The sequence below is a fragment of the Streptomyces sp. NPDC097107 genome (genome assembly GCF_044762405.1).
In the GTDB taxonomy this organism is placed as follows: Bacteria; Actinomycetota; Actinomycetes; order Streptomycetales; family Streptomycetaceae; genus Streptomyces; species Streptomyces thinghirensis.
Window position 1 is genome coordinate 127,792 of record NZ_JBIWEF010000008.1, and the last position, 23,347, is coordinate 151,138.

The 23,347-nt window shown below is 70.5% G+C and carries 22 protein-coding genes; 12 read left to right on the forward strand and 10 right to left on the reverse strand.

The window, feature by feature from the left end; genetic code table 11:
• Nucleotides 1–52 precede the first annotated feature (52 nt).
• A complete protein-coding gene (locus tag ACIQ1J_RS20430; RefSeq protein WP_210960519.1) occupies nucleotides 53–1,213 on the reverse strand; it encodes a family 2 encapsulin nanocompartment cargo protein polyprenyl transferase in 1,161 nt (386 codons plus the stop codon).
• An 87-nt stretch (nucleotides 1,214–1,300) separates the two neighbouring features.
• Nucleotides 1,301–2,707, reverse strand: a complete 1,407-nt coding sequence (locus tag ACIQ1J_RS20435) for a family 2B encapsulin nanocompartment shell protein (RefSeq protein ID WP_403558453.1) — start codon at nucleotides 2,705–2,707, stop codon at nucleotides 1,301–1,303.
• 328 nt (nucleotides 2,708–3,035) lie between these two features.
• Here ACIQ1J_RS20435 and ACIQ1J_RS20440 point away from each other — a divergent pair, with 328 nt between their 5' ends.
• Nucleotides 3,036–3,614: an N-acetylmuramoyl-L-alanine amidase gene (locus ACIQ1J_RS20440; protein WP_403558826.1), complete on the forward strand. Its 579-nt coding sequence runs from the start codon at nucleotides 3,036–3,038 to the stop codon at nucleotides 3,612–3,614.
• Nucleotides 3,615–3,650: 36 nt separating this feature from the next.
• Nucleotides 3,651–4,559: a 1-aminocyclopropane-1-carboxylate deaminase/D-cysteine desulfhydrase gene (locus ACIQ1J_RS20445; protein ID WP_403558455.1), complete on the forward strand. Its 909-nt coding sequence runs from the start codon at nucleotides 3,651–3,653 to the stop codon at nucleotides 4,557–4,559.
• Between the two features lie 132 nt (nucleotides 4,560–4,691).
• Here the strand turns inward: ACIQ1J_RS20445 and ACIQ1J_RS20450 are convergent, their stop codons facing one another.
• A complete protein-coding gene (locus tag ACIQ1J_RS20450; RefSeq protein WP_403558457.1) occupies nucleotides 4,692–6,284 on the reverse strand; it encodes a Na+/H+ antiporter in 1,593 nt (530 codons plus the stop codon).
• Between the two features lie 61 nt (nucleotides 6,285–6,345).
• Between ACIQ1J_RS20450 and ACIQ1J_RS20455 the strand changes: the two genes are divergently transcribed.
• From ACIQ1J_RS20455 to ACIQ1J_RS20465, 3 genes are all read left to right on the forward strand, one after another.
• Nucleotides 6,346–6,606 carry a UBP-type zinc finger domain-containing protein gene (locus ACIQ1J_RS20455; protein ID WP_210960524.1) on the forward strand — a complete coding sequence of 87 codons (261 nt, stop codon included), beginning with the start codon at nucleotides 6,346–6,348 and terminating at the stop codon, nucleotides 6,604–6,606.
• Between the two features lie 251 nt (nucleotides 6,607–6,857).
• Nucleotides 6,858–7,271 (forward strand): anti-sigma regulatory factor, encoded by a 414-nt coding sequence (locus tag ACIQ1J_RS20460; RefSeq protein ID WP_210960525.1) that lies wholly within the window; start codon nucleotides 6,858–6,860, stop codon nucleotides 7,269–7,271.
• Nucleotides 7,268–8,353: an RNA polymerase sigma factor SigF gene (locus ACIQ1J_RS20465; protein ID WP_210960526.1), complete on the forward strand. Its 1,086-nt coding sequence runs from the start codon at nucleotides 7,268–7,270 to the stop codon at nucleotides 8,351–8,353. Before ACIQ1J_RS20460 ends, ACIQ1J_RS20465 begins: the two co-directional genes overlap by 4 nt.
• Nucleotides 8,354–8,413: 60 nt before the next feature.
• On the opposite strand, the gene ACIQ1J_RS20470 is transcribed toward ACIQ1J_RS20465, so the two are convergent.
• Nucleotides 8,414–8,860 (reverse strand): hypothetical protein, encoded by a 447-nt coding sequence (locus ACIQ1J_RS20470; RefSeq protein WP_210960527.1) that lies wholly within the window; start codon nucleotides 8,858–8,860, stop codon nucleotides 8,414–8,416.
• Nucleotides 8,861–8,985: 125 nt separating this feature from the next.
• On the opposite strand from ACIQ1J_RS20470, the gene ACIQ1J_RS20475 reads away from it, so the two are divergent.
• Both ACIQ1J_RS20475 and ACIQ1J_RS20480 read left to right on the forward strand, forming a co-directional pair.
• On the forward strand, nucleotides 8,986–9,954 hold the full coding sequence (locus tag ACIQ1J_RS20475; protein ID WP_403558461.1) for a diacylglycerol/lipid kinase family protein: 969 nt from the start codon (nucleotides 8,986–8,988) through the stop codon (nucleotides 9,952–9,954).
• Between the two features lie 321 nt (nucleotides 9,955–10,275).
• Nucleotides 10,276–10,533 (forward strand): WhiB family transcriptional regulator, encoded by a 258-nt coding sequence (locus ACIQ1J_RS20480; RefSeq protein ID WP_003973730.1) that lies wholly within the window; start codon nucleotides 10,276–10,278, stop codon nucleotides 10,531–10,533.
• 201 nt (nucleotides 10,534–10,734) lie between these two features.
• Here the strand turns inward: ACIQ1J_RS20480 and ACIQ1J_RS20485 are convergent, their stop codons facing one another.
• On the reverse strand, nucleotides 10,735–12,210 hold the full coding sequence (locus ACIQ1J_RS20485; protein ID WP_403558463.1) for a sensor histidine kinase: 1,476 nt from the start codon (nucleotides 12,208–12,210) through the stop codon (nucleotides 10,735–10,737).
• Between the two features lie 427 nt (nucleotides 12,211–12,637).
• Complete coding sequence (locus tag ACIQ1J_RS20490; protein ID WP_403558465.1) at nucleotides 12,638–13,285, reverse strand: TetR/AcrR family transcriptional regulator; 648 nt, start codon at nucleotides 13,283–13,285, stop codon at nucleotides 12,638–12,640.
• A gap of 97 nt (nucleotides 13,286–13,382) precedes the next feature.
• Between ACIQ1J_RS20490 and ACIQ1J_RS20495 the strand changes: the two genes are divergently transcribed.
• Both ACIQ1J_RS20495 and nagB read left to right on the forward strand, forming a co-directional pair.
• On the forward strand, nucleotides 13,383–14,135 hold the full coding sequence (locus ACIQ1J_RS20495; protein WP_403558467.1) for an SDR family oxidoreductase: 753 nt from the start codon (nucleotides 13,383–13,385) through the stop codon (nucleotides 14,133–14,135).
• 132 nt (nucleotides 14,136–14,267) lie between these two features.
• Complete coding sequence (nagB, locus tag ACIQ1J_RS20500) at nucleotides 14,268–15,053, forward strand: glucosamine-6-phosphate deaminase (RefSeq protein ID WP_403558469.1); 786 nt, start codon at nucleotides 14,268–14,270, stop codon at nucleotides 15,051–15,053.
• A gap of 327 nt (nucleotides 15,054–15,380) precedes the next feature.
• Here nagB and ACIQ1J_RS20505 read toward each other — a convergent pair whose 3' ends face one another.
• The 4 genes from ACIQ1J_RS20505 to ACIQ1J_RS20520 form a co-directional block, all read right to left on the reverse strand.
• Entirely contained in the window at nucleotides 15,381–16,871 is a 1,491-nt protein-coding gene (locus ACIQ1J_RS20505) for a glycoside hydrolase family 3 protein (protein WP_403558471.1), read from the reverse strand.
• Nucleotides 16,872–16,879: 8 nt separating this feature from the next.
• Nucleotides 16,880–17,710 (reverse strand): carbohydrate ABC transporter permease, encoded by an 831-nt coding sequence (locus ACIQ1J_RS20510; protein WP_337303942.1) that lies wholly within the window; start codon nucleotides 17,708–17,710, stop codon nucleotides 16,880–16,882.
• Nucleotides 17,707–18,693 (reverse strand): sugar ABC transporter permease, encoded by a 987-nt coding sequence (locus tag ACIQ1J_RS20515; protein ID WP_337303943.1) that lies wholly within the window; start codon nucleotides 18,691–18,693, stop codon nucleotides 17,707–17,709. Before ACIQ1J_RS20515 ends, ACIQ1J_RS20510 begins: the two co-directional genes overlap by 4 nt.
• A gap of 109 nt (nucleotides 18,694–18,802) precedes the next feature.
• Nucleotides 18,803–20,080 carry an extracellular solute-binding protein gene (locus ACIQ1J_RS20520; RefSeq protein WP_403558474.1) on the reverse strand — a complete coding sequence of 426 codons (1,278 nt, stop codon included), beginning with the start codon at nucleotides 20,078–20,080 and terminating at the stop codon, nucleotides 18,803–18,805.
• A gap of 454 nt (nucleotides 20,081–20,534) precedes the next feature.
• Here ACIQ1J_RS20520 and ACIQ1J_RS20525 point away from each other — a divergent pair, with 454 nt between their 5' ends.
• From ACIQ1J_RS20525 to mctP, 3 genes are all read left to right on the forward strand, one after another.
• Nucleotides 20,535–21,299: a GntR family transcriptional regulator gene (locus ACIQ1J_RS20525; RefSeq protein WP_053136900.1), complete on the forward strand. Its 765-nt coding sequence runs from the start codon at nucleotides 20,535–20,537 to the stop codon at nucleotides 21,297–21,299.
• A 158-nt stretch (nucleotides 21,300–21,457) separates the two neighbouring features.
• Nucleotides 21,458–21,715, forward strand: coding sequence for a DUF3311 domain-containing protein (locus tag ACIQ1J_RS20530; RefSeq protein WP_403558477.1), 258 nt, complete (start codon nucleotides 21,458–21,460; stop codon nucleotides 21,713–21,715).
• The gene (gene mctP / locus ACIQ1J_RS20535; protein WP_403558479.1) at nucleotides 21,712–23,322 is read left to right on the forward strand and encodes a monocarboxylate uptake permease MctP; all 1,611 of its coding nucleotides are present in this window, start codon (nucleotides 21,712–21,714) and stop codon (nucleotides 23,320–23,322) included. Before ACIQ1J_RS20530 ends, mctP begins: the two co-directional genes overlap by 4 nt.
• The last annotated feature ends 25 nt before the right edge of the window (nucleotides 23,323–23,347 follow it).

The following is a 23,347-nucleotide window of genomic DNA, read 5'->3' on the forward strand; positions in this document are numbered from 1 at the left end:
TGAGCGGTGGCCGCCGGTCGCCGCGCGGCCGCCGATGCGGCCCGGGTGACCGTCAGGTGCTGCGCCGGGTCACGAACTCGGCCAGCGCGAGGAGGCCGCCCGCCGCCTCCGGGTCGGGCACGGCGCGGGCCAGTTCCTGCATGGCCCTCGCCATCCGGTCGGCCGCCTGTGCCTGCGCCCAGTCCCGGCCGCCCGCCCGCTCCACGGCCAGTGCGGTGCGCTCCAGGTCCTCCTTGCCCTCGTCGTACGGCGCCGCGTACAGCTCGGCGAGCTCGGCGGCGGCCGGGGTGCCGGAGGTCAGGGCCGCGACCACCGGCAGCGACTTCTTGCGGGCGGCCAGGTCCGCGCCGGCCGGCTTGCCGGTACGGCGCGGGTCGCCCCATATACCGATGACGTCATCGATGAGCTGGAAGGCGAGGCCCGCCTCGCGGCCGAAGGCGTCCAGTGCCTCGACGTCCTCGGCGGCGGCCCCCGCGTACAGCGCGCCGAGGGCGCAGGCGCATCCCAGCAGGGCGCCCGTCTTGGCCTCGGCCATGGCGAGCGTCTCGTCGAGGGTGACCTCGCCCGGGGCCCGCCGCTCCATCGCCGTGTCCGCGTGCTGTCCCTCGCACAGTTCGACGACGCAGTCGGCGAGCCGGGCGACCGCCGCCGCGGACGCCGGGTGCGGGTCGGCGGCGAGCAGCCCCAGGGCCAGCGCCTGGAGGGCGTCTCCCGCGAGGATCGCGTCGGCGTCGCCGAACACGGTCCACGCGGTGGGCCGGTGGCGCCGGGTGGCGTCACGGTCCATCACGTCGTCGTGCAGCAACGTGAAGTTGTGGACCAGTTCCACCGCCGCCGCGGCCCGCGCCGCCGCCGTCCGGGCCCCGGGTCCGCCGAGCGCGGCGGCCGAGGTGAGGACGAGCGCGGGGCGGATCGCCTTGCCCGCGTTGCCCGCCGCGGGCGTGCCGTCCGCCTGCTGCCAGCCGAAGTGGTAGAGCGCGATCCGGCGCATCGATGCGGGCAGTGACGCGATGGCGGACCGCAGTTCGGGGTCGACCGACGCCCGGGACTCGCGCAGGAGCACCGCCGCCTCGTGCCCGTCGGCCCCCGCCGGCCCCTGCCCGTCGGACGACGTCCCCGGCTCCTCCTCCCGCTGCGTGCCGATGGGCCCGCGCCTTTCCAGCGTTCCGGTGGGGCGACGCGTGTCGGCGGCGCCGTGCCGAGCCTCCGTCATGAGCTCACCTCCCCCATACGCCCGCCTCCGTACCCCCGGGGTGTACCCGCCCGGGAGGGCGGGGACACGGCGTTCGGGAGACTGGCGTCACTGCCAGCGGCCGATCTCGACGTTCTCCAGGACGCCGAGCGCGTCCGGTACGAGGACGGCGGCCGAGTAGTAGGCCGTGACCAGGTACTTGATGATGGCCTGCTCGTTGATGCCCATGAAGCGCGCCGACAGACTCGGCTCGATCTCGTCCGGGATGCCGGTGGCGCGCAGGCCGATGACGCCCTGGTCCTGCTCGCCGGTGCGCATCGCGATGATCGAGGTCGTACGGGCCTCGGTGACCGGGATCTTGTTGCACGGGTAGATCGGCACACCGCGCCAGGTCGGAATGCGGTTGCCCGCGATGTCGATGGTCTCGGGGACGAGTCCGCGCCTGTTGAGCTCGCGTCCGATCGCGGCGATCGCACGCGGGTGGGCGAGGAGCAGCTTGGTGCCGCGCCGGCGGCTGAGCAGCTCGTCCAGGTCGTCCGGACCGGGCACGCCGTCGTGCGGCTGGATCCGCTGGTCGTACTCGCAGTTGTGCAGCAGACCGAACTCGCGGTTGTTGACGAGCTCGTGCTCCTGACGCTCCTTCAGTGCCTCGACGGTCAGCCGGAGCTGCTGCTCGGTCTGGTTCATCGGCTGGTTGTAGAGGTCGGCCACGCGCGAGTGGATGCGCAGCACGGTCTGGGCGACGCTCAGTTCGTACTCACGGGGCCGGGCCTCGTAGTCGACGAAGGTGTGCGGGATGTCCGGCTCGCCGCTGTGGCCGGCGGAGAGGTCGATGGCCTTCTCGCCGGACCTGTTGGTGCGCTGCTCGGGGATCGAGCGCTGCTCCTCGAGGTGCGTGCGCAGCGATTCGGCGCGCTCCGCGACCTGCTCCACCTCCTGGCGGGGCAGCACGAGCACCGTGCAGGCGGTGACCGTGCGGGCGGTGTACTCCCAGATGGCGTCCCCGTCGAGCAGCGCCTGGTCGCCGAAATAGGACCCGTCGGCCAGGACGCCGAGCACCGCGTCGTCGCCGTAGGGGCCGGTGCCGACCTTCTCCACCTTGCCGTGCGCCAGCAGGTAGACCTCGTCGGCCTGGCCGCCGAACGAGGCGATCACCTCGCCGGGACCGAATTCGCGCTGCTCACAGCGTTGCGCGAGTTCCGCGAGCACCTCCTCGTCCTCATACGACCGCAGGGCCGGCAGCTCGCCCAGTTCGGCGGGGATGACCTCGACCCGGTCGCCGGTCTTCACGAACGTCACCCGGCCGTCGCCGACGGCGAAGGTCATGCGCCGGTTCACCCGGTACGTGCCGCCCTGGATGTCCACCCATGGAAGCGTGCGCAGCAGCCAGCGGGAGCTGATCTCCTGCATCTGAGGAACGGACTTGGTCGTGGTGGCCAGGTTCCGCGCGGCCGCCGTGCCGAGGCTCTGCTGCGGCCTGGTCTGCTCGGTGCGGACCTCTTCGCCTACCGACATAAGGAATTGCCCTCCCGGTCATGCCGGACGGCTACGCCCGGCATCGATGTGCGTGGACCAGCCTTCCTCAAGGAGCGCGCCGGTGCTATTACCCGAAAGAGCGGGAATGGATCACGTCCGACCGGGGCACACATAGGTGCTTCTTCGGCTTCTCGGCGTCCTGCCCCGCCCAGTTCAGCGTTGTTGGCCGGGACAGGATTGTCCGGATCCGATCGCACACGGACCGGACAAGTAGTAGGGAGCGCTCCGTTTCGGTAGAAGCACCCTACGAGGCGGTCGCGTCGGGCGGTCGTCGCGCAGCGCGAAGGAGCCGGCCGTGGCCTCACCCATGTCCGCGAGCAGTTTTCTCAAGGCACTGAAGGCGGAGGGCCTCACCGTCGTCCAGGTCGGCGACTGGCGGGACCACAACCGCAACCACAAGGGTCCCTGGGGCCCGGTGCACGGCGTGATGATCCACCACACGGTCACCAAGGGCAGCGCGCGGACCGTGGAGATCTGCCGCAAGGGCTACGAAGGCCTGCCGGGACCGCTGTGCCACGGGGTCATCACCAAGGACGGCAGGGTCCACCTGGTCGGGTACGGCCGGGCCAATCACGCCGGGCTCGGCGACGACGACGTCCTGCGCGCGGTGATCGCGGAGAGGGGGCTGCCCCGGGACAACGAGTCCAACACGGACGGTAACCGGCACTTCTACGGCTTCGAGTGCGAGAACCTGGGCGACGGCGACGATCCCTGGCCGGCGGCACAGCTGGAGGCGATCGAACAGGCCGCCGCCGCGGTCTGCCGGCATCACGGGTGGAACGAACGATCCGTCATCGGCCACCTCGAATGGCAGCCGGGGAAGGTGGACCCGCGCGGGTTCACCATGGCGTCGATGCGCGGGCGGATCCGGGACCGGCTGAAGTGACGTGCCCGCCGCGCGCGACGGCGTGACAATGGCGGGGTGACCGGCACCGACACCCGCGACCTCGCCGCCCTGGGCCCCCGCCTGCCCTCTCCCCTTCAGGAGGTCGCCGACGAGCGGTTCGGGCGTCGCGGTGTCCGCTTGCTGCTGAAGCGGGACGATCTCGTCCACCCCGAGCTGGTCGGCAACAAATGGCGCAAACTCGCACCGAATCTCGCCATGGCCGACGGTCGTACCGTCGTCACGTTCGGCGGCGCCTACTCCAACCACCTGCGCGCCACGGCCGCCGCCGGCCGGCTGCTCGGTCTGTCCACGGTGGGCGTGGTGCGCGGTCAGGAACTGGCCGGCCGGCCGCTCAACGCCTCGCTGGCCCGGTGCGCGGCCGACGGCATGCGGCTGCACTTCGTCGACCGCGCGACGTACCGCCGCAAGACCGAGCCGGAGACCCTGGCGGCCCTGCTGAGCGCGGTGGACGCCGAGGACGCGGTCGTCGTCCCCGAGGGCGGCAGCAACACGGAGGCCGTACGCGGCTGCCGGGCCCTCGGCGAGGAACTGGGCGAGCACGCCGACGTGGTCGCGCTCGCCTGCGGCACCGGCGGTACGCTCGCCGGGCTGGCCGCCGGCCTCCCGCCGGGCCGCCGGTCGCTCGGGATACCCGTCCTCAAGGGCGGCTTCCTGGCCGACGACATACGGCGGCTCCAGATCCGTGCCTTCGGCGGGCTCCGCGGCGCCTGGAGCGTCGACGACCGCTTCCACTACGGCGGCTACGCCCGCACCACTCCCGAGCTCGACTCCTTCGCCGAGGACTTCGAACACCGCCACGGCCTGCCCGTGGAACGCGTCTACGTCGCCAAGATGCTGCACGCCCTGCTCACCCTCACCGAGGAGAGCGCCTTCCCGCGGGGCACGACCCTGACGGCGGTCATCACCGGCCGCCCCTTTCCCTGAACGGCCCCCGCCGGACGTCACGGGCGCCGCACGCCCGGTACGGCCTCACCCGGACGCACCGGGCGGCCCCGGCCCCCGTGCCCGCGCCCGGCGCCGCACGCGCGCGTGTGATGCCCTCACGCCGTCTCCCGCTCACGCCGTCTCCCGGTATGCCGCCGCCTCCTCCAGGTCCAGTCGGCGCAGCAGCGTCCGCAGCATCTCGTCGTCGATGTAGCGGCCGTCCCGGAGCCGGACGAAGACCTCGCGCTCCGCGCCGATCATCTCCCTGGACAGCCGCCGGTAGGTGTCGTCGACGGTCTCCCCGGTGACGGGGTTGGCCTGTCCGAGCCGTTCCCAGACGGCGTTGCGGCGCCGTTCCAGGACCGTGCGGAGACGGTTGGCGAGCGGGGCCGGCAGGTCGTTGCGCTCGTCGGCGAGGAGGTCGTCCAGGCGCTGCTCAGCGGCCCGGGACGCCTGCGCCTGGGCGTTGGCCTCCGCGAGCGTCTCGGTCTGTACGTCGCGTGCGGGGAACTTCAGCAGGCGGATCAGCGGCGGCAGGGTGACGCCCTGGACGACCAGCGTGCCGATGACCGTGGTGAAGGTGAGGAACAGGATGAGGTTGCGCTCGGGGAAGGGCTCGCCGCCGTGCACGGTGAGCGGGATGGAGAAGGCGATCGCGAGCGAGACCACACCCCGCATCCCGGCCCAGCCGATCACGAAGGGCCCCTTCCAGGAGAGGTCCCCCTCACGCGCGCGTACGCGTGCCGACAGCCGCGGCAGGAAGGTCGCCGGATACACCCACACGAACCTCGCCACGGCGACCACCAGGAAGACGGCGACCGCGTACCAGGCGGCGTCGGCACCCTCGTACTCCCCGAGTCCCTTGAGGACGACGGGCAGCTGGAGTCCGATCAGGGCGAACACGGCCGACTCCAGGACGAAGGCGACCATCTTCCACACCGCTTCCTCCTGGAGACGGGTGGCGAAATCGACCTCCCACGCGCGGTGGCCGAGATAGAGCGCGACGACCACCACCGCGAGCACCCCGGACGCGTGCACCTGCTCGGCGGCGGCGTAGGCCACGAACGGGATCAGCAGGGAGAGCGTGTTCTTGAGGAGAGCCTCCTTCACGTGCGTGCGCAGCCAGTGGAGCGGCACCATCAGCACCAGCCCGACGCCGACGCCACCGATGGCCGCGATCAGGAACTCAGCGATCCCGCCGGCCCACGTGGCACCCTCGCCGACCGCCGCCGCGAGCGCCACCCTGAAGGCGGTGATCGCGGTGGCGTCGTTCACCAGTGACTCGCCCTGGAGGATCGTGGTGATCCGGGAGGGCAGTCCCACGCGGCGCGCCACCGCCGTGGCCGCGACGGCGTCCGGCGGCGCCACCACCGCGCCGAGCACCAGGGCCGCGGTCAGCGGCAGGCCGGGCACGATCAGGTACGCGGCGCAGCCGACGACGAAGGTGGCGAAGAGGACGTAGCCCACGGACAGCAGCGCCACGGGCCGCAACTGTGCCCGCAGGTCGAGGTAGGAGCTGTCGGTGGCCGCCGTGTGAAGCAGCGGGGGCAGCAGGAGGGGCAGCACGATGTGCGGGTCGAGGGTGTAGTCGGGCACTCCGGGGACGTAGCTCACCGCCAGACCCACCGCGACCAGCAGCAGCGGTGGCGGCACCGGCACGCGCCGCCCCGCCGCGGCGATCGCGGCGCTGCCCGCCACCAGCAACAGCAGCGGCATCACGTCCATGGTCGTCGCCCGCCCTCTTCTCCCGCGCGGTCATCCGCACACCCGTCGTAACCTGGCAATCATGAAACAGTGCACGCACGCCGACGCGCTGCCGCACCCGGAACCGGAGCCGCGCGGCGAGACCTGCCCGGAGTGTCTGGCCGAGGGCACGGACCCGGTGCAGTTGAGGCTGTGCCTCGTCTGCGGTCACGTGGGCTGCTGCGACTCCTCGCCGAGGCGGCACGCGACGGCCCACCACGAGGCGACCGGCCACCCGGTGATGCGGACCTTCGAGCCGGGTGAGAGCTGGCGCTGGTGCTTCGTCGATCACGTACTCGTGTGACCTGTCCCGAGGGACGGTTCGACCCTCTGACGCCTGGGTACGTCAACCCGGCGCGCGCTCTTCCGATTTGGGCCCGCCGAACCCCTAGCCACTGTGCGTGTTCATGTGTTTACTATGAGTGACAGCAAGGGGTTGGGGTCTCGGGGACAGGAAACTCTGGAGCGCGATAACGTCACCGCTGAACCACGTAGCGCGTTACCCCGAGGGGCGGCCCTCGACCCTGTAACGCTTGTACCACCTTGGAGGTGAGGGTGTCCCAGATCGCAGGCGAGCCCGCGACCCAGGACTTCGTCGAAGTCCGGCTGCCGGCCGCGGGTGCCTACCTGTCGGTGCTGCGTACGGCGACGGCCGGCCTCGCAGCCCGTTTGGACTTCACCCTCGACGAGATCGAGGACCTGCGCATCGCAGTCGACGAGGCCTGCGCGATCCTGCTTCAGCAGGCCGTGCCCGGCTCGGTGCTCAGTTGCGTCTTCCGCCTCATCGACGACTCGCTCGAGGTCACCGTCTCGGCGCCGACCACGGACGGCCACGCCCCCTCGCGGGACACCTTCGCCTGGACCGTGCTGTCCGCCCTCGCGGGCAAGGTCTCCTCCGCCGTGGACGAGGACAAAACCGTTTCGATCAGCCTCTACAAACAGCGCGGCGCGGGACCCGGGCCGACGTGAGGAACGGGGACGGGCCGGTGCGGGACGAAGAGCGCGGCACACGGGAGCTGCCGGCCGAGGGCGCTCGTTCTGAGAACGAGGCCCGGCGCACGGCGGACGGCATCGACGGCATTCCCGAGCAGGCCCGGCCGCATCCGGAGGACGAGGCCTCCCCCGAGGCCGTCGTCCCGGACGACGGACAACGGACCGGGGACATCCCCGTCCGGCCCGTCCGAGCGGAGACGAGGGCTCGGGAAAGGGCAACGGGCGGGACGATGAGCGAGCACGAGCGACACTCCGAGGACGGCGCGCCGGGTGCACGGGGCACGCAGGGCACGCGGCACGACCCGCAGGACCGCAGCGGGGCACGTCTCCTGTTCGCCGAGCTGCGCACGCTCGAGAAGGACAGCCCGGCGTACGCGGAACTGCGCAACCGGCTGGTCCGCATGCACCTGCCGCTCGTCGAGCACCTCGCGCGCCGCTTCCGCAACCGCGGCGAGCCCTTGGACGACCTCACCCAGGTCGCCACCATCGGACTGATCAAGTCGGTCGACCGCTTCGACCCGGACCGCGGGGTGGAGTTCTCCACCTACGCGACCCCGACGGTCGTCGGCGAGATCAAGCGGCATTTCCGGGACAAGGGCTGGGCGGTGCGCGTCCCGCGGCGCCTGCAGGAGCTCCGGCTGGCCCTGACGACGGCCACGGCGGAACTCTCGCAGTTGCACGGGCGCTCCCCCACGGTCCACGAGCTCGCCGAGAAGCTGGCGATCTCGGAGGAGGAGGTACTGGAGGGCCTGGAGTCGGCCAACGCGTACTCCACGCTGTCCCTGGACGTCCCGGACACCGACGACGAGTCCCCCGCGGTCGCGGACACCCTGGGCGCCGAGGACGAGGCCCTGGAGGGCGTCGAGTACCGGGAGTCGCTCAAGCCACTGCTGGAGGACCTGCCGCCGCGGGAGAAACGGATCCTGCTTCTGCGCTTCTTCGGCAACATGACCCAGTCGCAGATCGCGCAGGAGGTCGGCATCTCGCAGATGCACGTGTCGCGGCTGCTGGCCCGCACACTGGCGCAGCTGCGGGAGAAGCTGCTGGTCGAGGAGTAGCGGCCGGGCACCGGTCGGTGGCCGGCAGCGGAGACCCTCCGGACGGCCGCTGCCCCTCGGCTACTTCTCGGCGCTGCCGGGCCCCCGGATGCCGAGGGCCTGGGTGGTCGTGGGGTTCACGAGCAGCACCAGTGCCGTGACGGCCACGACGCCGAGCACGATGCCCGCCGGGATGGCCACGCTGTCGGCCTGCAGCAGGTTGTAGGCCACCGGCAGCGCCATGATCTGCGTGATGACGGCGGGCCCCCGGCTCCAGCCCCGCCGGCCGATCAGCCCGCGGGCGGCCAGGAGCGGCAGCAGGGCGAGGACGATCAGGGTGACGCCGCCGGTGATGGCCGAGGTCCGGTCGTCGGGGTGGCCGGTGAGACCTCCCACGAGCATCCAGGCGCCGCCGACGACGAGCGCCAGCCCCTCCAGTGCGGCCAGCGCGGCCGCGGCGGTCAGCCGGCCGGGACGGGGGCCCGCCTCTTCGGCGGCTTCGGGGGTGGTGGTCTGCTCACTGCTCACCCCTGAAGGGTAGCCCTCGGCAGACCGTGCCCCGTGGGCGCGTCCGGCGGACCGTGCTCCGTGCGCCCTCGGCGATCACCACCTCGGTCTGGGCCGGGTACCGCTGAGTAGGTACCCTGCAAACCATGCGTGCACTTCTCGTGGTCAATCCGGCGGCAACCACCACGAGTGCGCGTACGCGCGACGTGCTGATCCACGCGCTCGCGAGCGAGATGAAGCTGGAGGCGGTCACCACCGAGTACCGCGGCCACGCGCGCGACCTCGGCCGGCAGGCGGCACAGAGCGACGACATCGACCTGGTGGTGGCACTCGGCGGCGACGGCACGGTCAACGAGGTCGTCAACGGTCTGCTGCACGACGGCCCCTGCCCCGAGAAGCTGCCCCGTCTCGCGGTGGTCCCGGGCGGTTCCACCAACGTCTTCGCCCGCGCCCTCGGCCTGCCCAACCACGCGGTGGAGGCCACCGGCGCCCTGCTGGACGCACTGCGCGAGGGCAGCGAGCGGACCGTCGGACTGGGCCTGGCCTCGGGTACGCCGGGCACGGAGGACGAGGCGGTCCCGGCCCGCTGGTTCACCTTCAACGCCGGACTGGGCTTCGACGCCGGCGTGGTCGGCCGGGTCGAGCAGCACCGTGAGCGCGGTAGGAAGTCGACACACGCCCTCTACGTCCGCCAGGTGATGCGCGCGCTCGTCGGCGAGCCGCACCGCCGCAACGGGACGATCACTCTGGAGCGGGCGGGTGAGGACCCGGTCACCGATCTGGTGCTGTCCATAGTCTCGAACACGTGCCCGTGGACGTTTCTCGGCAATCGCCCGATCTACGCGTCGCCTAAAGCCTCGTTCGATACCGGGCTCGACGTCTTCGGCCTCCACCGCCTGTCGACGGCCGCGGTTGCCCGGTATGGCACCCAGTTGCTCACTTCGTCCCCCGCGCGCGGACCCCGGGGCCGGCACGCCGTCTCCCTGCACGACATGACCGAGTTCACCTTGCAATCGAAGGTGCCACTCCCCCTCCAGATGGACGGTGACCACCTGGGACTGCGGACCAGCGTGACGTTCACAGGCGTTCGCCGTGCACTGCGTGTGATTGTGTGAGCAGAAGGGGCGAAAGTCCTTTCACTCGAACGTTTAGGCCAGGGTCCACCCCATAGAAGTACGGCTGTGACCTAGTCGACACCGAAGAATCAAAAAAAACTTTCCGGAAGGGGTTGTATCCGCCGCCGAGGTTTGCGAGTCTCTTCTTGGCGATCGGAACGGCCCGCAACACCGGCCTTCACAGATCACCGGAACCCCTCTTCAAACCACAGGACCACGCCAGGGCAACCTGACGGTAGGCCCTTCCCTTGTTGAGGGATTCGTGAAAGCGTTCACATTCACAAGCATCCCAGCATGTAATACCAAGGAGAGGTAGCAGCCATGGACTGGCGTCACCGCGCCGTTTGCCGCGAGGAAGACCCCGAGCTCTTCTTCCCCATCGGCAACACCGGTCCCGCGCTGCTGCAGATCGAGGAAGCCAAGGCCGTCTGCCGTCGCTGCCCTGTCATGGAGCAGTGCCTGCAGTGGGCGCTCGAGTCCGGCCAGGACTCCGGCGTCTGGGGTGGTCTCAGCGAGGACGAGCGCCGCGCAATGAAGCGCCGTGCCGCCCGCAACCGGGCTCGTCAGGCCTCCGCCTGACCATCCACCCCTGCTGACAGCCTGAGCTTGGCGGCGCGTACAGCGAGTACGCAACCCCCGCTCCCGAGCCGCAGCGCGCAGTACCCCCGATGCGCATCGGACGATGGATCGCACGAGCACTGGCCTCGGACCCTCACGGGTCCGGGGCTTTTTGCTGTCCGGTCCCGCTCCGCTCCCGCTCCCGCTGCCCGGCCCCGCTCGCTACTTGTCCGCGGGCACCGGGATGTCCAGGATCACCCGGGTGCCGCGGTCCGGGGCCGGCACCATGTCGAAGGCCCCGCCCAACTCGCCCTCCACCAGGGTGCGGACGATCTGCAGGCCGAGGTTGCCGGAGCGGTGCGGGTCGAAGTCCTCGGGCAGACCGACGCCGTCGTCCTGGACGGTGACCAGGAGCCGGGCCTCCTTCGTCGTACCGCCGCGGACCGCGGAGACCTCGACCGTGCCGGTGTCGCCGTCGCGGAAACCGTGCTCCAGGGCGTTCTGCAGCACCTCGGTCAGCACCATCGACAAGGGGGTCGCGACCTCGGCGTCCAGAATGCCGAAGCGACCGGTGCGCCGGCCGGTGACCTTGCCCGGCGAGATCTCCGCCACCATCGCCAGCACGCGGTCGGCGATCTCGTCGAACTCCACGCGCTCGTCCAGGTTCTGGGAGAGCGTCTCGTGCACGATCGCGATCGAGCCGACCCGGCGCACGGCCTCCTCCAGCGCCTCGCGTCCCCGGTCGGACTCGATGCGCCGGGCCTGGAGGCGCAGCAGGGCCGCCACCGTCTGCAGGTTGTTCTTCACCCGGTGGTGGATCTCCCGGATCGTGGCGTCCTTGGTGATCAACTCACGCTCGCGACGGCGCAGTTCCGTGACGTCGCGCAGGAGCACCAGCGAACCGATGCGCGTGCCCTTCGGCTTGAGCGGGATGGCGCGGAACTGGATCACCCCGTCGTGCGCCTCGATCTCGAACTCGCGCGGCGCCCAGCCGCTGGCCACCTTGGCGAGTGCCTCGTCGACCGGGCCGCGGGAGGGGGCGAGTTCGGCGGTGGTCCGTCCGAGGTGATGGCCGACAAGGTCGGCGGCGAGGCCCATGTGGTGGTAGGCCGACAGCGCGTTCGGGGACGCGTACTGGACGATGCCGTCCGCGTCGAGCCGGATCAGGCCGTCGCCGACGCGGGGCGAGGCGTCCATGTCGACCTGCTGGTTCTCGAACGGGAAGGCGCCGGCCGCGATCATCTGCGCGAGGTCCGAGGCGCTCTGCAGATACGTGAGTTCCAGGCGGCTCGGGGTGCGCACGGTGAGCAGGTTGGTGTTGCGGGCGATGACGCCCAGGACGCGCCCCTGACGTCGTACGGGGATGGACTCGACGCGGACCGGGACCTCCTCGCGCCACTCCGGGTCGCCCTCGCGCACGATCCGGCCCTCGTCCAGGGCGACGTCCAGCATGGGGCGCCGGCCGCGCGGGACCAGGTGGCCGACCATGTCGTCCTGGTACGAGGTCGGTCCGGTGTTGGGCCGCATCTGGGCGACGGAGACGTAGCGGGCGCCGTCGCGGGTGGGAACCCACAGGACCAGGTCGGCGAAGGAGAGGTCGGAGAGGAGCTGCCACTCCGAGACCAGCAGGTGGAGCCACTCGAGGTCGGAGTCGTCGAGCGCTGTGTGCTGGCGTACGAGTTCGTTCATGGAGGGCACGTGGCTGAGCGTACCTGGCGGTTCGGACAGCGATCGAAAGCAGCCGGATTCCACCGTCCCCGCTTCCGGTCCAGCCCCGGACCGGCCCTCGGAACACCCGCGGGCCGCGGCGCCTGAGAGGGACCCTCAACCCTCCCGGCACCGCAGCCCGGAGCAACAACGGCCGTGGGGTGTGCGGTCCCGGTCGGCCGAAGGATGAGGACCCGGAGCAGTCAGGGCAGAGAGCACCGGTTCCTCGGTCCGCCCTCCTGTGCGGGGAAGGCGGAAGCCTGACGATCACCTTGCGTGAGTGTCACGGCAAGTGTCTCAGTCGCCATTGTGGACTAGACCACTCATCGTGTCCATGCGGCGGACGGTGTTTGCAGTTGTCGCGTTCCGTCGACTACTCGGACATCCGAGCATCCGGCCAAAGCCTAACCCCGTTGGCTCACACACGGGGCCAGACGGCCAGGGCAATTTCCGCGAGTGCCTCCAGCCCCTCCCGGCTCGCGCCGTCGCGCGCCTGCTGCGACATGCCCTGGATCATGGCGCCGGTGTGCCGGGCGAGGGCGGCCGCGTCGGTGTCCGGCGGCAGCACGCCCGCGACCACGTCGGCCCCGATCCGGTCCTCGATCGCGGCGATGTTGCCGTTGCGCCGCTCCCGCAGGGACTCCTCGACCTCGGCGGTCGAACAATTGGCGGCCGCGTGGATGACGAGGCAGCCGTGCGGCCGGCCGGGAGCCGTGTACTCGACGGCGGCCTCGCGCAGCATCCGCTCCACCCCCGCGCGGGCGGTCGGCTCCTCGGCGAGGGCACGGCCGCCGAACGAGCCGTACCGCACGCCGTACTCCTGGACGACCTCCTCGAAGAGCGAGCGCTTGTCGCCGAAGGCGGCATACAGGCTCGGGGCGCCGATATCCATGACCCGCGTGAGATCCGAGACCGACGTGGCCTCGTAGCCGTGCTCCCAGAAGGCCATCAGCGCCTTCTCCAGGGCCGTCGCCCGGTCGAAGGAGCGGGGGCGGCCCCGCCGCCCCCTGGCCGCGGCCTTCGGAGCCGACGCCTCCGCCTGCCCGCTCTTCTCACTGCTCACCATGGAGTGCATTTTATAGCGGGCACTAGAGAAATGTCGCCGGAGTGCTGTACGGTCATTTCTGTAGCGACCGCTAGGGAAATACGAAGGGGGCGCCGACATGGGCGTGCTTGCGGGCAGGACGGCTCTCGTCACGGGGGCGAGCAGGGGCATCGGACGGGGAATCGCGGAGCGACTGGGCCAGGACGGCGCACGGATCGCGGTGCACTACGGCAGGAACGAGGCGGCGGCGAAGGAGACGGTCGCCGCGATCGAGGCGGCGGGCGGCTCGGCGTTCGCGATCGGGGCCGACCTGAGCGCCCCCGGGGCCGCCGAGGCCCTGTGGGAGGAGTTCGACCGGCACGCCGACGGCGTGGACGTCCTGGTGAACAACGCCGGAATCGGCGGCACGCGCCCCATCGGGGAGATAGGGGAGGCGGAGTACGACGCGGTCTTCACCGTCAACGTGAAGGCACCGTTCTTCATCCTCAAGCACGGCATGGGCCGCCTGCGGGACGGCGGCCGGGTCATCAACATCTCCTCGGGACTGTCCCGCACCGCGGTGATGCCGGACAACATGGCGTACTCGATGACGAAAGGCGCGCTGGACGTGTTCTCGCGTGACCTCTCCAAGGTGCTGGGCACCCGCGGCATCACGGTGAACTCGGTGGCCCCCGGCATCATAGAAACGGACAACACGGCCGAGCTGCTGCACGGGAGCCCGGACGGCTGGGACCGGGCGGCGGCGCTCTCCGCGCTGGGCGGGGTGGGGGCACCGGCAGAGGTGGCCGACGTGGTCGCGTTCCTCGCCTCGCACGGGGGCCGGTGGGTCACGGGAAGCTGGGTGGACGCGACGGGAGGTTCGCTGACCTGACGCCGCCGGCCACCTGACCGTTTCGACGCGCTCGCCGGGCCCAGCTCTGTTAGATTGGTCTAAACCACATAGGGCCCCACACAGCCAGTCCCGGACCCCGGGTGAGTCCTCTCTTCGAAACGGCAGGCAAGCGTGGAAGTTGTCATCGTTCCGGACGCCAAGGCAGGCGGCGAGCTGATAGCCGAAGCCATGGCACAGCTGCTCCGACGCAAGCCCGAGGCCCTGCTCGGGGTGGCCACCGGCTCGACGCCGCTGCCCGTGTACGAGGCGCTGGCGGCCAAGGTGCGCTCGGGCGTCGTGGACACCGCGCGGGCGCGGATCGCCCAGCTCGACGAGTACGTGGGACTCCCCGCCGAGCACCCGGAGTCGTACCGCTCGGTCCTGCGACGCGAGGTGCTCGAACCGCTGGGGATCGGCATCGACGCGTTCATGGGCCCCGACGGCACGGCCGCGGACGTGCAGGGGGCGTGCGAGGCGTACGACAAGGCGCTGGGCGGGGCCGGCGGGGTCGACCTCCAGCTGCTGGGCATCGGCACCGACGGGCACATCGGTTTCAACGAGCCGTGCTCCTCGCTCGCCTCGCGGACCCGCATCAAGACGCTCACCGAGCAGACCCGCGTCGACAACGCGCGCTTCTTCGACGGTGACATCGAGCAGGTGCCGCACCACGTGATCACGCAGGGAATCGGCACCATCCTGGAGGCCCGGCACGTGGTGCTCCTCGCCACCGGCGAGGGCAAGGCGGACGCGGTCGCCGCGAGCGTCGAGGGCCCGGTCGCGGCCGTGTGCCCGGCCTCCGCACTCCAACTGCACCCGCACGCCACGGTGGTCGTCGACGAGGCCGCCGCCGCCAAGCTGAAGCTCGCCGACTACTTCCGGCACACCTACGCCCACAAGCCCGACTGGCAGGGAATCTGAGCCCGGATCCGAGTCCGCCCCGGCCCTGACCGGCCGGACACGGACAGCCGCCGCCGCAGGCGAAGGACGCCGATCCCCTCCAGGGGGTTCGGCGCCTTCTCCGTACCGGCGAGCGCAGCACGGTGTTCTCACGGCCCCACGCACATCGCCGGACGGACCCGCCCGGCGTGCCCGTCACGTACGCCACGCGAACCTGAGGCGCCGGTCCCCCACCAGGAGGACCGGCGCCTTGGTCGTACCGTCTGGAGCCCGGCCGACTGGAGCCCGGCCGTCCGAACGTCCCGACCTCCGGGCCGGCCAAGCGGGGCCCGGCGAAGCGGTGTCCCGCTACACGCCCGCGATCGCCTCCGCCGCCGCCCGGCCGCAGACTCGGGCCGCGCCGTGGGTGGCCAGATGGAGGGCGCCCCGGGGCTCGGCGCGGGGGACGCCCATCTCGACCACGATCGTGTCGGGACGCGCCGCCAGCAGGGTGTCCAGGGCCGCCGCCATCCAGGGGTGCCGGTGCTCGTCGCGGACGACGGCCACGACGCGGCGCGGACCGGCCGCGGCCAGTACCTCGTGCCCGGCGTCGGGTCCGGTGAAGCTGCCGGTCTCGGTGCCGGGAAGCAGGCGGAAGAGCTCGGCGGCGATGCCCCACGGGGTCTCGTCGCCGACCGCGATGTTCGCGACGGGGGTGAGGGCGGCGACGTACGGCGGTTCGCTGAGGGGGGCGAAGTCGTCGGCCACGGTGACGCGCAGGGCGCGGCGGGCCGCGCGCAGGCCCACGTCGCCGGCCTCGGACTCCCCCGCCCCGGCGCCGGCCTGGTGCGCCGCGGTCCAGCGGGCCAGGGCGCGGACGCGTTCCGCCGCGTCGGCCAGGCGGTCCTCGGGCAGCTCGCCCGCGCGGACCGCCTCGACCAGGGCGTCGCACAGCCGCCGCACGGTGCCCTCGTCGGACAGCCCGCCGCCCACGCAGATCGCGTCGGCGCCGGCCGCGATGGCCAGGACGCTGCCGCGTTCGATGCCGTACGTGCCCGCGATGGCCCCCATCTCCATGCCGTCGGTGACGATCAGGCCGTCGTAGCCCAGTTCGCCGCGGAGCAGGTCGGTCAGGATGCTGCGGGACAACGTTGCCGGGTACTCCGGGTCCAGGGCCGGGACCAGGATGTGGGCGCTCATCACCGCGCGGCTGCCGGCGGCGATCGCCGCGCGGAACGGGACCAGGTCGCGTTCCGCCAGCACCGCGGCGTCCACGTCGATGAGCGGCATGGCGTGGTGCGAGTCGACGCCCGTGTCGCCGTGGCCCGGGAAGTGCTTGGTACAGGCGGCCACGCCCGCCGACTGCATGCCGGTGACGTAGGCGGCAGTGTGCCGGGCGACCAGGTCGGTGCCGGCGCCGAAGGAGCGCACGCCGATGACCGGGTTGTCGGGGTTGGAGTTGACGTCGGCGGACGGGGCCCAGTTGAGGTTGACGCCGCAGGCGGCGAGCCGGCGGCCCAGTTCCGCGGCCACCTCCCGGGTGAGCCCGACGTCGTCCACCGCGCCGAGGGCGAGGTTGCCGGGGAAGGAGGAACCGGTGCGCACCTCGAGCCGGGTGACGTCGCCGCTCTCCTCGTCGATCGCGACCAGCACGTCCTCGCGCTCGGCGCGCAGCTGTGCGGTCAGCGCGGCCACCTGCTCGGCCGAGGCGATGTTGCGCCCGAACAGACCGACGGAGGCCAGTCCCTCACCGAGGCGGCGCAGCAGCCAGTCGGGGGCGGTGGTACCGGTGAAGCCGGGCTGGAGGACGGTGAGCGCGTCGCGCGTGAGGGTGTCGGTGGCCCTGGCGATGGTGGTCATCGGTCGCGTTATCCCTTCACGGCGCCGGCGGTCAGGCCGCTGACGGCCTTGCGCTGGAGGTAGACGAAGAGGATCAGGATCGGGACGGCGAAGAGGGACGAGGCGGCCATGGTCGCACCCCAGTCGTCGCCGAAGACGGTCTGGAAACTGGTCAGCCACACCGGCAGCGTCTGGGCCTCGGCGTCCTTGTTCAGGACCAGGACCAGGGCGAACTCGTTCCAGGCGGTGATGAAGCCGAACAGTGAGGTCGACATCAGACCCGGCGCGAGCAGCGGCAGGATGACCCGGCGGAACGCCTGGCTGCGGGTGCAGCCGTCGACCATCGCCGACTCCTCCAGCTCCTTCGGCACGGCGGCGACGAAGCCGCGCAGCGTCAGGATGGTGAAGGGCAGGATCATCATCATGTAGAAGAGCGTGAGCGGCACGAGGCTGTTCAGCATCGACGCGTCGCGCACGATCATGTACATCGCGATGATCATGACTTCCCAGGGCGCCATCTGGGCCAGCATGAAGCCGATGACGAAGCCGCGCCGCCCCTTGAACCGCATCCGCGCCAGGGCGAAGGAGCCGGCCAGCGCGATGATCAGCGAGAAGACGACGGCGAGGACGGTGACGGTCAGCGAGTTGGTGACGAAGGACCAGAAGTGGTCGGCCTCGGTCGCCGTCTTGAAATGATCGAAGGTGAAGTCGGTCGGGAACCAGACCGGGTCCTCCGTGATGATGTCGCCGGTCGGCTTGAAGGCCGTGGAGAACATCCAGTACACGGGGAAGACGAAGCCGATGAACAGGACGACGGCCGTGGCGTTGGGCCACAGGCGGCCGAAGAGCGAGCGCTTCACAGCTCGTCCTCCCCTTGCTTGAGCACGATCCTGAGGTAGTAGGCGGTCAGACCGAGCATGATCAGGATGGTCAGCACGGCAATGGCCGCGCCCATGCCGTAGTGCTGGTTGCCGACACCCTCGACGTAGGCGTAGACGGGCAGGATCTCGGTGAGCCGGTCGGGTCCGCCCTGGTTGTAGACGTAGACCTGGACGAACGCCTTGAAGACCCAGATGATCTCCAGGAAGGTCGTCGCGTAGAGGAACGGCCGCAGGAACGGCATGGTGACCGCGGTGAAGCTCCGCCAGGCGCCGGCGCCGTCGAGGGAGGCGGCCTCGTAGAGCTCCTTCGGGATGGTGGTGCTCGCCGCGTAGAGGTTGATCGCGACGAACGGGATGGACATCCAGACGATCAGCAGGGTGACGACGAAGAAGGTCGACATCTGGCTGCTGGTCCAGCTGTAGTCGGCCATGGAGTGCCAGCCGAGCTTGTCCAGGACCCAGTTGACGACGCCGAAGCGCTGGGCGAACAGCCACTTGTAGACGGTGGTGGCGGCCACGATCGGCATGGCCCAGGTCAGCACCAGACCGAGCAGCAGGGTGAATCTCATCCGCTTGCCGAGGCGCGCGAGCAGCAGGCCGATCAGGGTGCCCAGGATCATGATCAGGGCGACGTTGACCGCCGCGAACAGGATCGAGCGGAGGGTGACCCGCCAGAAGTGCTCGCTGGTGAGGGTCTCCTTGTAGTTGTCGACGCCGTTCCACTCGGTGACGTGCTGGATCAGCTGCGTCATGTTGAGGTTCTGGAAGGACAGCAGGAGGTCCTTCAGCAGCGGCCAGCCCAGCAGCAGCACGGTGGCCGCGCAGGCGGGCAGCAGCAACAGGTACGGGGCGAGCGCGCCGACGCGCGACGCGGCTCTCTGCTTCGGCCCGCCGCTGCCCTCGTCGTCCGCCTTGCGGACGTCCGCCGGGCCGGAGGGCGGCCGTTCGGTCTGCACGGTCATGCTCGCGATCTCTCTTCTCGGCCTACGAGAGGGCCTGCGTACGTCGACTCGCGTACGGTCGCCGGGGCGGGAGCCGTCGTCCGGCCACCCCGCCCCGGCTCACCCGGTGCTACTGCTGCTGCGACAGGCGCTTGTTGAACTCTTCCTCGACCTGCTTGGCCGCCTCGGCCGGGGACTTCCCCTTCAGCACGGCGGTCAGGTAGGTCTTGATCGGGTTGGGCGCGTTCTCGACCGCGGCCCACTCCGGGATCAGCGGCGTGGTGCCGCCGGAGGCGACGGCCGGCGAACCGGCCTCGGCGGCGGGGTTGCCCTCCAGGTTGCCGACCAGCGACTCCTTGTTCGGAGTGACGCCGTTGGCCTTGGCCAGCTGGCCCTCGAACTTGTCGGACAGCGCGATCTTCAGGAACTCCTTGGCGAGTTCCTGCTTCTTGCTGCCCGCGGCGACGGCGAGGTTGGAGCCGCCGAGGAAGACGCCCTCGGGCTTGTCGGCGGTCTCGCCCGGGATGGTGAAGTAGCCGATGTCCTTCTCGATCTTCGGGTTGGCCTTGATCGCGGTGGCGGCTTCCCAGCCCATGCCGATGAAGGAGCCGACGTTGCCCTTGGCGAAGACGTCACCCTGCTGCGGGGTGGCCTCGTCCTTGTCCTGGGGCGCCTTGGAGAGGGACTGGAACTTCTTGTAGGTCTCCGTCGCGGCGGCGATCTTCGGGTCGTCGAGGTTGGAGACGTACTTGTCGCCGTCCTTCTTGACCAGCTCGGCGCCCTCGCCGATCGCCAGACCGACGAAGTGGTACCAGTTCTGGCCCGGCAGGTAGATCGGCTCGGCGTCGGTCTTCTCACCGATCGTCTTGAGGGCGTCGTAGAACTCGTCGCGGGTCTTGGGCGTTTCCTTGATGCCCGCGTCCGCCCACACCTTCTTGTTGTAGACGACCACGCGGTTGACCACGAACCACGGCGCCGCGTACTGCTTGCCCTCGAAGACGGAGGACTCGTTGATGGACTCGGTCCAGTCCGTGCCGATCTCTGCCTTGAGGTCGGTGAGGTCCGCGAGGCCGCCGGTCTTGGCGTACGCCGGGGTCTGGGTGTTGCCGACCTCGAAGACGTCGGGGGGGTTCTCCTCGGAGAGCGCGGTGGTCAGCTTCTGCTGGATACCGTTCCACGTCTGGATCTCGAACTTGACCTCGGCCTTGGTCTTCGCCTCGAACTCCTTGGCAAGGTCCGCCTGCCAGTCGTCGGGCGAGGAACCGTCCATCACCCACACGGTGAGCGTCTCGCCGGCGTAACCGTCCGCCCCGGCCTTCTTGCCGTCGTCGCCGCTGTCGCCCCCGCACGCCGCGACCGAGACCATCATGCCCGCGATACCTATCGCGGCTATCAGCTTGCGCTTCACGCCAACCCTCCTCAGGGATGCCACACAACCCCCCTGCCTCCCCGCGGTTGCTCGTCGACGCGGACCGCCCATGGGGCCGGGACCTGGACCAATGGTGTAGACCAGTACGGGGAGCTTGGCCCAGACCAATAGGGCTGTCAAGGGTGTTCAACCGGCCTCCCCGCGTCCGTGATGCGACCGAGATATGCAGGGACCTTTCATTGCGCAAGCGACAGATCGGACGGACCGGCACCGGGTGTACCACCGCCCGCCGAATGACGTGCCGGTACCGTTCCGAACGCGCGTACCAGCGACGCCGGTCGGCGCTGTGGACTAGACCAACGAGGGCCCCGGAGGTATACAGAAGGGATCACGGAGCGTGCGGGGCCAACCCGGCACGGAGCCGTGCCACGATGTGAGCCGTGGCCGACAGGGATAGCGGTCGCTTCGGCACCCGGAGCCGGGAAGGCAGAGCATGAGCACCGACGTCAGCAGTGCGGAGAACGAGGGTGGGGCGACCGTCCGTACCGCGCGCGTGCCCAAGTACTACCGTCTGAAGAAGCATCTGCTCGACATGACCCGGACACAGGCGCCGGGTACGCCGGTCCCGCCGGAGCGCACGCTGGCCGCGGAGTTCGACACCTCGCGCACCACCGTGCGCCAGGCCCTTCAGGAACTGGTCGTGGAGGGACGCCTGGAGCGCATCCAGGGCAAGGGCACCTTCGTCGCCAAGCCCAAGGTGTCGCAGGCGCTGCAACTCACCTCGTACACCGAGGACATGCGGGCGCAGGGTCTCGAACCCACCTCGCAGCTGCTGGACATCGGCTACATCACCGCCGACGACCGGCTCGCCGGGCTGCTGGACATCACGGCCGGCGGGCGGGTGCTGCGCATCGAGCGGCTGCGCATGGCCAACGGCGAGCCGATGGCCATCGAGACCACCCACCTCAGCGCCAAGCGCTTCCCGGCGCTGCGCCGCTCCCTGGTGAAGTACACGTCCCTCTACACCGCGCTCGCGGAGGTGTACGACGTCCATCTCGCCGAGGCCGAGGAGACCATCGAGACCTCCCTGGCCACCCCGCGCGAGGCCGGCCTGCTCGGCACCGACGTCGGCCTGCCCATGCTGATGCTCTCCCGGCACTCGCAGGACCGGACGGGCCAGCCGGTGGAGTGGGTGCGCTCGGTGTACCGGGGCGACCGCTACAAGTTCGTGGCGCGGCTGAAGCGTCCCCAGGACTGACGCCGGCCGCAGGTCGTTTCAGGCAAATCCCCGCACGCGTGACCGCGAAGTTGCAGTTCAGGACCGATATACGGACGAGGTCTTCCGCTGTATCGACACCGTCACCTACATTTCGTGCGCACTGCACGAGGTGATCAGCGAGGGGACGGAGCCACCGCATGTCACAAGCCCCAGAAGTGAGCAGAGGGCCGACGGTGACGCCGGTGCGCGTCGTCATCGGCCTCTGCCTTGCCGCACCGTTCGTCGCCATGCTGTGGGTCGGCTCGTACGCGAAGACGGACCCGGCCCTCATCGGCATACCGTTCTTCTACTGGTACCAGATGGCGTGGGTGATCGTCTCCACGGTGCTCACGGTGATCGCCTACAAGCTGTGGCAGCGTGACCAGCGCGCCCGCCGGGAAGGCGGGGCCAAGTGAACGACGGCGTGAACGGCGTCGCACTCGCCGTCTTCATCTTCTTCTTCGTCCTGGTCACCGCGATGGGCTTCCTGGCCGCCCGCTGGCGCCGGGCCGCGAACGACCAGAGCCTCGACGAGTGGGGCCTCGGCGGCCGCTCGTTCGGCACCTGGGTCACCTGGTTCCTGCTGGGCGGCGACCTGTACACCGCGTACACCTTCGTGGCCGTCCCGGCGGCGATCTACGCGGCGGGCGCGGCCGGCTTCTTCGCGGTGCCGTACACGATCCTGGTCTACCCGCTGATCTTCACCTTCCTGCCGCGGCTGTGGTCGGTCTCCCACAAGCACGGATACGTGACGACCTCGGACTTCGTGCGCGGCCGCTTCGGCTCGAAGGGGCTGTCGCTGGCGGTCGCCGTCACCGGCATCCTGGCGACGATGCCGTACATCGCGCTCCAGCTGGTCGGTATCCAGGCCGTCCTCGACGTGATGGGCGTCGGCGGCGGTGAGGACACCAACTGGTTCATCAAGGACCTGCCGCTGCTGATCGCCTTCGGTGTGCTGGCGGCGTACACCTACTCGTCGGGGCTGCGCGCGCCCGCGCTGATCGCGTTCGTGAAGGACACGCTGATCTACATCGTGATCGCGGTGGCGATCATCTACATCCCGATCAAGCTCGGCGGGTTCGACGACATCTTCGCCGCGGCGGGCGACAAGTTCGACGAGTCGGGCAAGGGCGGGCTGGTGCCGGACCACGGCGGCCAGTGGACGTACGCCACCCTGGCGCTCGGCTCGGCGCTCGCGCTCTTCATGTACCCGCACTCGATCACCGCGACGCTGTCCTCGCGCAGCCGTGAGGTGATCCGGCGCAACACCACGATCCTGCCGCTGTACTCGCTGATGCTCGGCCTGCTCGCGCTGCTGGGCTTCATGGCGATCGCGGCGGGGGTGAAGGTGGAGAACGGGCAGCTGGCGATCCCGCAGCTGTTCGAGAACATGTTCCCGGACTGGTTCGCCGGCGTGGCCTTCGCGGCGATCGGCATCGGCGCCCTGGTCCCGGCGGCGATCATGTCGATCGCGGCCGCGAACCTCTTCACCCGCAACATCTACAAGGACTTCATCAAGCCGGACGCCACCCCGGCCCAGGAGACGAAGGTCTCCAAGCTGACGTCCCTGCTGGTGAAGGTGGGCGCGCTGGTCTTCGTCCTGGGCATGGACAAGACGGTCGCGATCAACTTCCAGCTGCTCGGCGGCATCTGGATCCTGCAGACCTTCCCGGCCCTGGTCGGCGGCCTGTTCACCCGCTGGTTCCACCGCTGGGCGCTGCTCGGCGGCTGGGCGGTCGGCATGGTCTACGGCACGGTCGCCGCCTACGGTGTCGCCTCGCCGACGCAGAAGCACTTCGGCGGCTCCTCCGATCAGATCCCGGGCATCGGCGAGATCGGCTACATCGGCCTCACCGCCTTCGTGCTGAACGTCGTGGTCACCGTGGTCCTGACCTTCGTCATGCGGGCCCTCAAGGCCCCCGACGGCGTCGACGAGACCAAGCCCGGCGACTACACGGCGGACGCGGGCGACCCAGGCGTCGAGGTGGAGCTGCCGCCGGCCACGGCGGGCACCTCGCACTGACCCCGGCAACGTGGCGGGCCGCCGG

Coding starts and splice junctions, on each gene's coding strand:
- ACIQ1J_RS20525 (WP_053136900.1), top strand. CDS start 20,535: ATGAGCACCGACGTCAGCAGTGCGGAGAACGAGGGTGGGGCGACCGTC.
- ACIQ1J_RS20495 (WP_403558467.1), top strand. CDS start 13,383: ATGGGCGTGCTTGCGGGCAGGACGGCTCTCGTCACGGGGGCGAGCAGG.
- ACIQ1J_RS20450 (WP_403558457.1), bottom strand. CDS start 6,284: ATGGACGTGATGCCGCTGCTGTTGCTGGTGGCGGGCAGCGCCGCGATC.
- ACIQ1J_RS20515 (WP_337303943.1), bottom strand. CDS start 18,693: ATGACCGTGCAGACCGAACGGCCGCCCTCCGGCCCGGCGGACGTCCGC.
- ACIQ1J_RS20505 (WP_403558471.1), bottom strand. CDS start 16,871: ATGACCACCATCGCCAGGGCCACCGACACCCTCACGCGCGACGCGCTC.
- ACIQ1J_RS20530 (WP_403558477.1), top strand. CDS start 21,458: ATGTCACAAGCCCCAGAAGTGAGCAGAGGGCCGACGGTGACGCCGGTG.
- ACIQ1J_RS20455 (WP_210960524.1), top strand. CDS start 6,346: ATGAAACAGTGCACGCACGCCGACGCGCTGCCGCACCCGGAACCGGAG.
- ACIQ1J_RS20475 (WP_403558461.1), top strand. CDS start 8,986: ATGCGTGCACTTCTCGTGGTCAATCCGGCGGCAACCACCACGAGTGCG.
- ACIQ1J_RS20480 (WP_003973730.1), top strand. CDS start 10,276: ATGGACTGGCGTCACCGCGCCGTTTGCCGCGAGGAAGACCCCGAGCTC.
- ACIQ1J_RS20490 (WP_403558465.1), bottom strand. CDS start 13,285: ATGGTGAGCAGTGAGAAGAGCGGGCAGGCGGAGGCGTCGGCTCCGAAG.
- ACIQ1J_RS20435 (WP_403558453.1), bottom strand. CDS start 2,707: ATGTCGGTAGGCGAAGAGGTCCGCACCGAGCAGACCAGGCCGCAGCAG.
- ACIQ1J_RS20430 (WP_210960519.1), bottom strand. CDS start 1,213: ATGACGGAGGCTCGGCACGGCGCCGCCGACACGCGTCGCCCCACCGGA.
- ACIQ1J_RS20440 (WP_403558826.1), top strand. CDS start 3,036: ATGTCCGCGAGCAGTTTTCTCAAGGCACTGAAGGCGGAGGGCCTCACC.